Source organism: Methanobrevibacter thaueri (assembly GCF_015062905.1).
Classification (GTDB): domain Archaea; phylum Methanobacteriota; class Methanobacteria; order Methanobacteriales; family Methanobacteriaceae; genus Methanocatella; species Methanocatella thaueri_A.
The window spans coordinates 1-10,636 of the sequence record NZ_SUTK01000048.1 but is presented as its reverse complement, the minus strand read 5'-3'; the positions used below and the strand labels follow the sequence as shown (position 1 = coordinate 10,636).

At 35.4% G+C, this 10,636-nt stretch carries 13 protein-coding genes; 1 reads left to right on the top strand and 12 read right to left on the bottom strand.

The window, feature by feature from the left end; all coding sequences use genetic code 11:
* The 4 genes from E7Z79_RS07980 to E7Z79_RS07965 all read right to left on the bottom strand — a co-directional run.
* On the bottom strand, window positions 1–1,568 hold a 1,568-nt coding region (locus tag E7Z79_RS07980), incomplete at its 3' end, for a hypothetical protein (protein WP_303739430.1).
* A gap of 5 nt (window positions 1,569–1,573) precedes the next feature.
* Entirely contained in the window at window positions 1,574–2,056 is a 483-nt protein-coding gene (locus E7Z79_RS07975) for a hypothetical protein (protein ID WP_303739429.1), read from the bottom strand.
* Window positions 2,057–2,177: 121 nt separating this feature from the next.
* Window positions 2,178–3,464 (bottom strand): O-acetylhomoserine aminocarboxypropyltransferase/cysteine synthase family protein, encoded by a 1,287-nt coding sequence (locus E7Z79_RS07970; protein WP_303739428.1) that lies wholly within the window; start codon window positions 3,462–3,464, stop codon window positions 2,178–2,180.
* Between the two features lie 43 nt (window positions 3,465–3,507).
* Entirely contained in the window at window positions 3,508–4,656 is a 1,149-nt protein-coding gene (locus tag E7Z79_RS07965; RefSeq protein ID WP_303739427.1) for an aldo/keto reductase, read from the bottom strand.
* Window positions 4,657–4,725: 69 nt separating this feature from the next.
* Here E7Z79_RS07965 and E7Z79_RS07960 point away from each other — a divergent pair, with 69 nt between their 5' ends.
* Window positions 4,726–5,739 (top strand): ATPase, encoded by a 1,014-nt coding sequence (locus E7Z79_RS07960; protein WP_303739426.1) that lies wholly within the window; start codon window positions 4,726–4,728, stop codon window positions 5,737–5,739.
* A 181-nt stretch (window positions 5,740–5,920) separates the two neighbouring features.
* Here the strand turns inward: E7Z79_RS07960 and argH are convergent, their stop codons facing one another.
* The 8 genes from argH to E7Z79_RS07920 form a co-directional block, all read right to left on the bottom strand.
* Window positions 5,921–7,342, bottom strand: a complete 1,422-nt coding sequence (gene argH / locus E7Z79_RS07955) for an argininosuccinate lyase (protein ID WP_303739425.1) — start codon at window positions 7,340–7,342, stop codon at window positions 5,921–5,923.
* A 71-nt stretch (window positions 7,343–7,413) separates the two neighbouring features.
* Window positions 7,414–7,566 carry a 30S ribosomal protein S27ae gene (locus E7Z79_RS07950; RefSeq protein WP_067042875.1) on the bottom strand — a complete coding sequence of 51 codons (153 nt, stop codon included), beginning with the start codon at window positions 7,564–7,566 and terminating at the stop codon, window positions 7,414–7,416.
* 8 nt (window positions 7,567–7,574) lie between these two features.
* Window positions 7,575–7,892 (bottom strand): 30S ribosomal protein S24e, encoded by a 318-nt coding sequence (locus E7Z79_RS07945; protein WP_303739424.1) that lies wholly within the window; start codon window positions 7,890–7,892, stop codon window positions 7,575–7,577.
* Window positions 7,893–7,910: 18 nt separating this feature from the next.
* On the bottom strand, window positions 7,911–8,420 hold the full coding sequence (locus tag E7Z79_RS07940) for a GTP-dependent dephospho-CoA kinase family protein (protein ID WP_303739423.1): 510 nt from the start codon (window positions 8,418–8,420) through the stop codon (window positions 7,911–7,913).
* Window positions 8,421–8,430: 10 nt separating this feature from the next.
* Window positions 8,431–8,607 carry a transcription elongation factor subunit Spt4 gene (gene spt4, locus E7Z79_RS07935; protein ID WP_303739422.1) on the bottom strand — a complete coding sequence of 59 codons (177 nt, stop codon included), beginning with the start codon at window positions 8,605–8,607 and terminating at the stop codon, window positions 8,431–8,433.
* A gap of 3 nt (window positions 8,608–8,610) precedes the next feature.
* Entirely contained in the window at window positions 8,611–9,189 is a 579-nt protein-coding gene (locus E7Z79_RS07930; protein ID WP_303739421.1) for a DNA-directed RNA polymerase, read from the bottom strand.
* A gap of 36 nt (window positions 9,190–9,225) precedes the next feature.
* Entirely contained in the window at window positions 9,226–9,618 is a 393-nt protein-coding gene (locus tag E7Z79_RS07925; RefSeq protein ID WP_296784930.1) for a PIN domain-containing protein, read from the bottom strand.
* A gap of 9 nt (window positions 9,619–9,627) precedes the next feature.
* Window positions 9,628–10,636: translation initiation factor IF-2 subunit gamma (locus E7Z79_RS07920; RefSeq protein WP_303739420.1), on the bottom strand; the 1,009-nt coding region annotated here is incomplete at its 5' end.

Here is a 10,636-nt window from a genome sequence, read left to right as displayed (position 1 = left end):
CCTGATGAAATTAATTTTTTAAGCAGACGCTCATTATCGATACGCTTGATATCTTCAAAAAGAGTATTTAATCTATTTTTGGCAACTATCGAATCATCATTTTCAAGACAGGCAATCCTGTCCAGAGTCCCCTTATCATCAAGTTTGAAAATTGCAATATGTCTGATTTCATCATCACTTTCTTCCAATGCAAATGATTTTAATTTCTGCCTGAAGTCTGATGAGTGAATATCTGAATCACGAACGAACAGAAATCCGTCCAATAATCTTGATGTGGGAATCCTTTTTAGTGCAAATGCCCTGATTTCATTATCATCATTCCTATCAGCAATTTCAATCAAATCATAAGAATCGGTGACTGCCCCTGTTGCCTCCAGACACACATCCCTATTTTCATCGGCCAATGCAATGTCTTTTAAAATAACATTATAATCATCTTTGAGATTATGTGAAATTGATCTGACTGCATTAAGGCGTATTTTTGGATTTGAATGTTTTGTCAAATCCCTTAAAAGTCCAATATCACCCACATTTAAAATTGCCTGCAGGGTGGGTCTGCTATCGTTGAGATGTGTTTGAATATAATTCACCAGAGTATTCTCATCCCTAATTTTTGAAATTGCATAAAAAAGAATATCGGAGTCATTTTCTCTTGAAATCAAGTCATTCAATATTTTCTGGTTTGAAAAATAATTATTCTTAATAGCTTCCAACCTGATTTTCACATCAGATTCATTTAAAACTACATTATCTAAAAATGTATTATCCTTAATAAGATTGACACTGACAAGACAATGATATTCATCATCAGAATTTTCATAGATTCCCTTAAAGTAATCTTCACAATCTAAGTTATGATTAAGTGACAAATCATCTAAACGATGGTAAAAAGACTTATTAAAAAGCAGTTTTAACAGATAATCCTTGTCATTAATTTTTTCACATGCCCAACGGCGATTGAATTCATCGGAATCATTTCTTATGACTTCACTCAAAATATCAAAATCAATTAGATTTGGGTTTAAAATTGCTTCCCTGCGTATGAATACGCTCGAATCGTTTAATGCAAAATCAGATAATATCTTTTCATCGGTGATTTTAGAGATGGCAATTTTTCTAATTTCCTCATCATGCCCAGATTCGGCAATGCTTATCAAAACTTCCGGACTATTGAAACTATTATTTTCAACAGCCAATTTAACTATAAATTCATTAGGATCATTTATAGCCACGGAATTTAAAAGACCTGACAAATCTTCACTTGAAAGTAGGGATTCGTCGGTTATGCGGGTGAGTGTTGCAAGACGTATATGGGAAAATGGATTGTTTAAGCAGGCATCAGTTAAAAAGTCAATATCATTAATCTGTTCCATAGCCTTAATCGATACGGAACTTATGGGGTCATTAACCAGAATGTCCTTTAAGGTTTCCTCATCTTCAATGTAGGCAACTGCAAATTGGCGAACATGCCAATCAGAATCATTTTGAGCTATGTCAACTATTTTTTCTTGATTGTCTGAATGTTTAATGAATTCTATTTTAACATCATATTCATCAGGAGATGCCATACTACCTATTCAACGTATAACTCATCTAATCTATTCAAACAAGCTTTTTTAACCTCTTTATCCTCATCATCTTTAACAATTATGCTGGTTAGAACACTTGGGCTTGCAATTTTTTTAACTGCAGCTATCCTTACATGAGGTTCCGGATGATTCAAAGCAAGGTCTATTAATGGATTTTCATCCTTACCGGTTGTAACCCTAAGTTTGACAACCTTTACTTCCTCGGTTTCAATATCTCCGCCATGAGCCTTCTGTCCGTCACCAGGCACCTGACGTTCAACTACTGCTTCACCAAGATATTCATATGCCCAATTGGCATCATCACATGTTAAATGGTCTAAAATTGATTCATTGCCTAAATATTCATCTTCTTTTGGCCAATGAACATGAACTTTATTATCCAATGATTTTGAAATGATTTTCTGACCGGAATTAACATTTTTAATAGAAGTTTTAACTAAATCGATACGTCTTTCATCAAAATCCATCTTATCACCAATATAATATATTTAGCATTAAAAGTTAAAAAGTCTTTTTAATTTTATTGATTTTTTTAAAAAAATATCTTTGCAAAAGAAAAAAAGAGAAGTTTAAAAAAAAACTTCATGCTTAAACTTTATCCAAAGCCTGGTCAACATCAGCCAGGATATCTTCGATATCCTCAATACCTACTGAAAATCTGATTAAATCAGGAGTAACTCCAGTGGATAGCTGCTGTTCTTCAGACAATTGGGAATGAGTGGTTGATGCAGGATGAACAACTAATGATTTTGCATCACCGATATTGGCTAAAAATGACAATAATTCAACGCTTTCAATGAACTTTAAAGCTCCGTCATAACCTGCCTTAAGACCGAATGAGACTATTCCGCCATAACCCTTTTCAGCGTATTTTTTAGCGACTTCATGATTCGGTGAACTTTCCAAACCTGAATATGTTACCCATGCCACTTTAGGATGAGCTTCCAAGTGACGAGCAACAGCCATTGCATTTGAAGCGTGCCTTTCAATTCTCAAACCAAGAGTTTCCAAACCCTGCAGTAACAAGAAGGATCCGAACGGAGATGGAACAGCACCTGTGTCCCTTCCGACAACTGCCCTGATTCTTGTTGTAAAAGCGGCTCCCTTGAAGGTTTCGGCAAACACCAAACCGTTATATGTTGCATCAGGTTCGGACAATGTTGGGAATTTGCCGTTCATCCAGTCAAAATCACCTTTTTCAATGATGATTCCACCTAATGTTGTACCATGGCCTCCAATGTATTTTGTTGCAGATGATGAAATAATATCCGCACCATGGTCAAATGGCCTTACTGAACCGATTCCTACAGTATTGTCTGCAATTAATGGGATTCCATGTGAGTGTGCAATTTCAGCCAACCTGTCAAAGTCGGGAATGTCGAGTTTTGGATTTCCGATTGACTCCACATAAATAGCTTTTGTCTTATCATTTATAGCTTCTTCAAAGAGTTCCGGTGACTGTGAGTCAACAAAGGTTACGGTTCGTCCCAATTCCTCTAAAGTGTTTTCAAATAATTCATAGGTTCCTCCATAGAGGTTATCTGCAGAAACGATATTGTCCCCTACCTGTGTCAGGTTAATGATTGTATAAAAAATCGCTGACATGCCGGAAGCTGTTGCATAAGCGGCAGTTCCCCCTTCAATAGCTGCCATTCTCTTTTCAAATGCTTCGGTTGTAGGGTTGGTTAACCTGGTATAAATGTTTCCTGCCTCTTTAAGTGCAAATCTATTTGCAGCCTGTTCAGCTGAGTCAAACACATAAGAGGTAGTCTGATAAATTGGTGTTACCCTTGAACCAGTTTCATCAACTTCTTCCTGGCCCGCATGAACACCAATTGTTGATATATTTTTTTTGTTTTTAATTTCATAAGCCATAATAATCACTTAATAGTTTTGTTCCAACTAACTATAAACATTTTCAAAATCCGAACAGGTCCTGTGAATCAAGCATCACATCCACTATAGGCACATCAAATGGGCATCTTGGTTCACACTCACCACAGGCAATGCAGTCAGTCGCATTATATTTCAGGTTATTATAATGTTCCTGTATGCTTGCCGGAACTTCATCATGGTTTTTTGCAAGATCAAACAATTTGTTCACCATGGCTATATCGATTCCCGAACTGCATGGCTGGCAATGGCCACAATAGGTACATTGACCTTTAAATGAATGTTTAGGTGCATTTTTCAGAACTTCAGAGTAATCCTTTTCCTCTTCGCTAGCTGTGCAATATTTTAAGGATTCATTCAATTCGTCAACTGTCTTAACGCCGACAAATATGCTTGACACTCCCTTTTGTTCCAGAGCATAATGAATGCACTGGACAGGAGTTAAAGCTACACCAAATGGTGATGTTTCATCAGAAAGCAAATTTCCTCCTGCAAAACCTTTCATAACTGTCAGTGCAGTGCCATTCTTCTCACATAATTCATAAATTTCTGCCCTTAGGGGATTGATTGAAGACAGGTCATTATCATATGCATCTTCCTTCCTGTACTCCTCAATATCGTCCATTGCTCCAAACATATCAAATGCAGGATTGATGGAAAACATCAGAAGTTCGATTTCTGGATTTTTGGCTGCCAAAAGTCCGACATCAGGATTATGTGTACTGAGTCCAATGTGGGCTATTGTCCCTTCATCCTTTAGTTTTCTCACATATTCAATGAACGGACCGTTCATTATGTTGTCATAATCCTCAATTTGGTCAACATAGTGGATCATACCAAAATCAAGCGTATCGATTTGAAATCTTTCCATAAAATCTTCAAATGCAGGAATTACCTTGTCCATTTCACGTGTTCTTACATATTGGTTGTTTTGCCATGTAGCCCCAAGGTGGCCTTGAATCACCCAATTTTCACGGTTAGGCTTGATTGCACGGCCAAGGTGTGAGCGCACATCAGGCTCGCTCATCCAGCAGTCGACAAAATTAATGCCGTTTTCTTCACAGGCCTTAATTAAAACTTCAGTATCCTCATAAGGCCTTTCGACTAAAAATTCAGCTCCAAAAGCTATTTCAGACACTTCAATATTAGTGTTGCCCAATTTTCTATATTCCATGTATTTCCCTCAATGTAATATATGTTTTAAGAAATCTTTAAAAGTTTCTAAATTAAAGATAATTATTAGATGTATACTAAAGAATTAATTTTAGATGAAGTTAATGCCATAAGGGAGGAAATAGGCCATGATGAAGTAAATATCTTCATTGAGGACATTTACTTTGAAAATAATGAATTGTGGATTATTACAGAGGACCGACCCGACAAATCAGCAATTATAGGCAAGGGAGGTTGGGTTGTTGGCAAACTCAAAGAAAAGTTAGGCCTTGACAGTATACATGTTGAATCATATGGCGATTTTTTAAATAAAAGATATAAACTGAAATTATCTAAAAAGACAATCCGCAACATCGATTCGAATTTGGTCGGATTGAACAACCTGGAAAAAACTATTGACAATAAATTAGAAAATATCTACAGTTTCAATTTCGACAGATATTTTAGCGAAAACGAATTTGATGAATCTGAAAATATTGAAGCGGTTGTTGCTCTTTCAGGTGGTGTGGACAGCAGTTTTTCACTTATTCTAGCTAAAAAATTAGGCTTCAATCCAATTGCAGTCACTGTTGATCCTGGAACAATAATTCTTCCAAACCAATTCAAAAAGAACATCAGCACTCTGGTCGAATCATTAAATGTCAGACACGAATACATCAAAGCGGATTATTCACAAGTCATAGGAGAATCATTCAGCGGTAGCGTGCATCCCTGCGGAAGATGCTCAAAAAATACCGGAAAATTAGTTAATCAATATGCAAAAGATAACGAAATTCCAATAATTGTCTTTGGTGATATGCTTGCAACAGGTAGTCAATGCATTAATTTACAGGAGGATTCATTATATCGCTTGAACCTTCCGGCAAGTTTAAGTGTTGGCAAGCAAGAGATTAAATCCTTAATCAGAAACTATGATTTGCAGACATTTAAAGGATTTGGTTGTCCTCTTCTTTATGAAGTTCACAAGAAATTTCCACACATGAGAAAATTTTCAATTCAAAGAATATTAAGGGAAACCCGTTCAGGAGCATTAGAACCTGGAGAAGCTCTTGATTTAATCTGGAGTTTTAATAAGGTAAAATGAATAAAATGTGAGACATTAATAGAAGCTGAGCCTTACTTAAGAATTTATTAAGTAATTCTAGAAATATCTCACATGTGCAACATGACCAAGGTCATGTTGACAATACCATTTTTGTCGTTAGGAGTATTTAAAGTTTAGGTAAACCTAAATAATTTTTAAAATTAAAAAAATATAGGAATATTTAAATTCCTTTCTTTTCAAATTCATCGTTTAAGAATACTTTAATATTATCTCTAGCCATATTCACCATTTCAGGTGCAGGACCACCAGGAACGGATCTGATTCTGACATTTTCCGCAGGATTTAAAGCATTCTGGATTAAATCATCAGATAAATTTAATTCATCAAAGCCCAATCCAACTGCAATATCGTCAATGAATTGTGAGGTAATGTCCTCTTCTGCCATATCATTGGCGGTAGCTTCGTTGACTATTCTTCCAACAATCTTGTGAGCGGTTCTGAATGGTATTTCCTTTTCACGAACCATGATATCCGCCAAATCGGTTGCAGTTGCAAAGTTTTTACCTGCAAGCTCAGCGCATCTGTCGATTTTGAATTCAACGGAAAGCATCATTTTGGTTACAATTGACAATGTGTCTTGAGTTACCTTAATTGAATTCCATAGGTGAGGAGTTATTTCCTGCAAATCCCTATTGTAGGTATATGGAATGGCTTTTAGGATTGTTAAAATTGTTACCAATTCACCATTGACAATTGTGCATTTCCCTCTTGCAAGTTCGGCAACGTCAGGATTTTTCTTTTGAGGCATAATAGAAGAAGTTGATGAATACTCGTCCGCCATTTCAATAACGCCGAATTCATAAGTGCTCCATAAAACCAGCTCTTCACATATTTTAGACAAGGTTGTACAAAGTGAAACCATGTCAAATACTGCTTCGGCAATGAAATCTCTTGTTGAAACCCCATCCATTGAATTTTCCAGGTATGCATCGAAACCGAGCAAATCGGTGGTCAGCTGCCTATTGATTGGAAAACTGGTGGTGGCCATTGCGGCTGAACCCAATGGATTTAAGTTAACACGTTTATATGTATCTTCAAAACGTTCATAATCTCTTTTTAAAGCCTGTACATGAGCCATCAAATGGTGTGCAATTGTAATCGGTTGTGCATGCTGCAAGTGAGTGAAACCGATGAAAACATCTTCCAGATGCTCGCCTGCCATTTCATTCAAACCTTCGATGAACTCTAAAATGCCAATCTGGAGCTCAATGATTTTTTCGCGCAAAACCAATCTGACATCACATGCCACCTGATCATTACGTGATTTGGCGGTGTGCATAAAACCGGCTTCAGGACCAATTTTAGAAGTTACATAATTTTCAATAGCCATGTGGACATCTTCAACTGAAGGGTCGAAGACTAAGGCTTCATAACCTTCTTCCTTAAGGCTATCAAGAGCACATAATATATTATCGGCAATTTCCTCATCGATAATGCCCTCATGCTTCAACATTGAAGTATGTGCAAAATTAGTCTTAATATCAGCTTCAAAAAGAAGTTTATCAGCTTCAAGTGATGAAGTGTAGATAGCTGCTTCATCAGTCATTCCAGTCTTAAAACGACCATTTCTAATATTTTCCAAAAAAATCCCTTCTAAAAAATGATTGAAAATAATAAATAAATAAAAAAAAGAAATAAAAGATTTAAAAAAATCTATTTTTTCATTTCAGTGTATCCGCATTTACCGCAAGCGACTCTGTCACCATGGTCAGCCATGAATACACCTTCACCACAACGTGGACAAATTTGGTTTTTTCTTACAATTTTGTCTCCATCTACTTCGTATAAATCAGATTTTCTTACCATTATATCACCTATTCTTCTGCTTCAGCATCTTCTTCCGGTTCTTCTTCCGGTTCAGTATTTTTAGCAATTACATGTTCAGTTTCAATGTAAGTTAAATCATCTACAGTATCATAGACTTTAGCATAACCTAATGCTTTAGGTTCACCGTAGTGTGGTTGTACATTGTCAACAACGATTAATTCTTTTTTAGTGTTTAATAAAGCAACTAATTTGGATTTGATGTCCAATACTTTAGGAGTTGCTTCTCCATCGTAATCAACATAAAACTTAATTTCTTTTCTGTTAAATAATTTATTTTCTTTTTCTTCAATAAATTCAATTTCCATGATAAAACCTCATTTAATTTATTCATTAATAAATCCGTCAATAAGCTTTTGAGCTTTATTTTTTAAATCACCAGCTTTTAAAAGCACTAATCCTTCATTAGGCTGACCATATAGAATGGTAGTTTCCGGATTTGCCATTAAGATGCAAGGAAGAACTGCAAGATCTTCTTCCCCAGCCACTTCAATTACATAACATTCGCCATTGTTAGATAATTCAAGAGCCTCGCCTATGGTTTCCCATAGATCATCAGTTATGGTTCCAGCAGGATTATCGGCTTTTAGAATGTGATCCGCAAGTATAATTTCATGAGTATGATTTTTTCTTTGAATTAAATTATCAATTATACCAATATTAGGATATAATTTGTATTCGGTAAGATTAGCAAAAGTCGCATCACCAACAGAAATTAAAAACTCGGAAGACTTAATTTCGTCAATTGCATCTTCAAAGTCAGGATATAATTTACCTAAAGGCTTTTTGAGATCAATTATTATATCTTTATTTAATTCTGCATCTAAACGTAACACGAAAACACCTTTATCTTACTCTTAAACAATATTCGCCAGGAACCTCGATATTTAATTCACGAGCAATTCTGGACTCTTCAGGATCAGTTATAATCAAAAGACCACTCCAATTGTCTGAAGTCGGATTTCCACAACTAGGACAATGGTCTTTACTTGAAATCATTTTACAAACAGTACAAGCTTTCATTTTTTAACCCTTCACACTTTTTTGTTTTGCTTCTTCAATCCATTCGAATCTGCCTAAGTTATTTTGTCTCATGGTAAGAGGAATTTTGGAATTCCTGTTGTTATCAATATTATTAGTAGATTCGTCTTTTATGGAAACACTGACTGCTCTTGCTCTAACCAAATCTCCTTCATCCAAGGTTTTGTTAGATTCTTTTGCGAGCAATGCTCCCCTTTTGGCATCATAATTAATATAATCATCAGTGACTTGAGAAACATGAATTAAACCGTCCATAGGTCCAATTCTTACAAAAGCACCGTAATCCACAATATCAATTACTTCACCATTAAAGATCTCATGTTGCTCTGGTTTAAAGAAAATAGCTTCGAATACAACATTATGATATGATGCTCCATCACCCATAATGAGTCTTCCTTCACTAATTTCGTCTATTGCATTAACACAAATAAGTAAACCTAGTTTTTTGTCTAAACGACCTTCATAAGTTTCATTCAAGGTTTGAATAGCAACTTCTTCAAGTGGATTTTCAAATCTGTAAGGTGGAATTCTTACAGTATCCTCAATTTTTGTTTTGTAATACAAAATAATCCCTCGTTTTTTTAATAAGTTTAATTAATATTATATTTTACCTTCAACAGCAATATATTTTTTTTGCCTTAAATACACAACTGTAATACCTTTATCTTTTGCACGATTTTTTAATTCAATATCGTTTGTAGCTAATACTTCTGAAACTCTAAGTAACGCATCATCCACAGTTTCGTTTTCAAGTAATGAAATATCCTTTATTTCAACTTTTGAAGAATTAGCTAATTTTAAGGCCAAATTCGCATTCAGCCTTACTTTACCTTTATTATTATTTTTTAAACCCTTCAATTCATTGATAACAAAGCTTGGAGTAGTTAATTTATAAGAAGGTAATTTATTTTCAAGTTCAGTGATAATATCCACATTGAACTGAAAAGGAACCATAAAAAAATTGGTATCAATCACAACTTCTTTAGAGTTCATTATTTACCTCTACTTAATAATACCGTAACCAATTAATCTCCAACGAGCACCGACTCTACGACTTAAAGCGACTCTATCACCAGGGCTTGCGCAAACTGGCAATTTAAGAGTGACATCTACATCATTTTTCTTAGTTGAAGTAACAACACCAATAGTAGTTGTAGTACCACAATTAATCATTAACGGTTCTTTAATCTTAATTGGAGCAACTTCACGCTCTTCTTTAGTACCTACAACACGGTCAAGCAGATTAGCTTCCATTGAGAAAGCATCCAATACATCAGGCAATGTACCTTCTTCACCGGCAACAGTTCCAGACAATGAATCTGATTTTGTTAATGATGGATCTAATTTGGTTGCAATACCCACAAGTCCTCCAGGACCTATTTCTTCAACTTGCTTACCATTTGCCTCAAGACCAATAATCTCTGATTTTAATGTAACTCTTTTACCATTATTGGTAGGACCTGGTCTGATTTCAATAGTATCGCCAAGTTTGAAAGTTCCTTGAACTAATGTACCGCCTATAACTCCACCTTTGATTTTATCAGCGCCGGAACCTGGTTTGTTGATATCAAATGATCTTGCAACATGCATTAATGCAGTGTCATCAACGTTCCTTTCAGGAGGTTGGATTTGCTTAAGCATAGCTTCGATTAAGATATCCATGTTAGCGCCTTGTTGAGCAGATACAGGTATTATTAAAGCATCTTCAGCACAAGTACCTTTAACAAATTCCTTAATTTCATTATAACTTTCAATAGCTCTTTCTTTTGAAACAATATCAATTTTATTTTGAACTACGATAACATCCTTAACACCGATAACATCAAGTGCCATGAGATGCTCTTTAGTTTGTGGTTGTGGACAAGACTCATTTGCAGCAATTACTAACACTGCACCATCCATAATTGCGGCACCAGATAACATAGTTGCCATAAGAGTTTCGTGACCTGGAGCATCAACAAAAGATACTTTTCTTATTAATTCAGTTTCACTCCCACAGATTTCACATTTA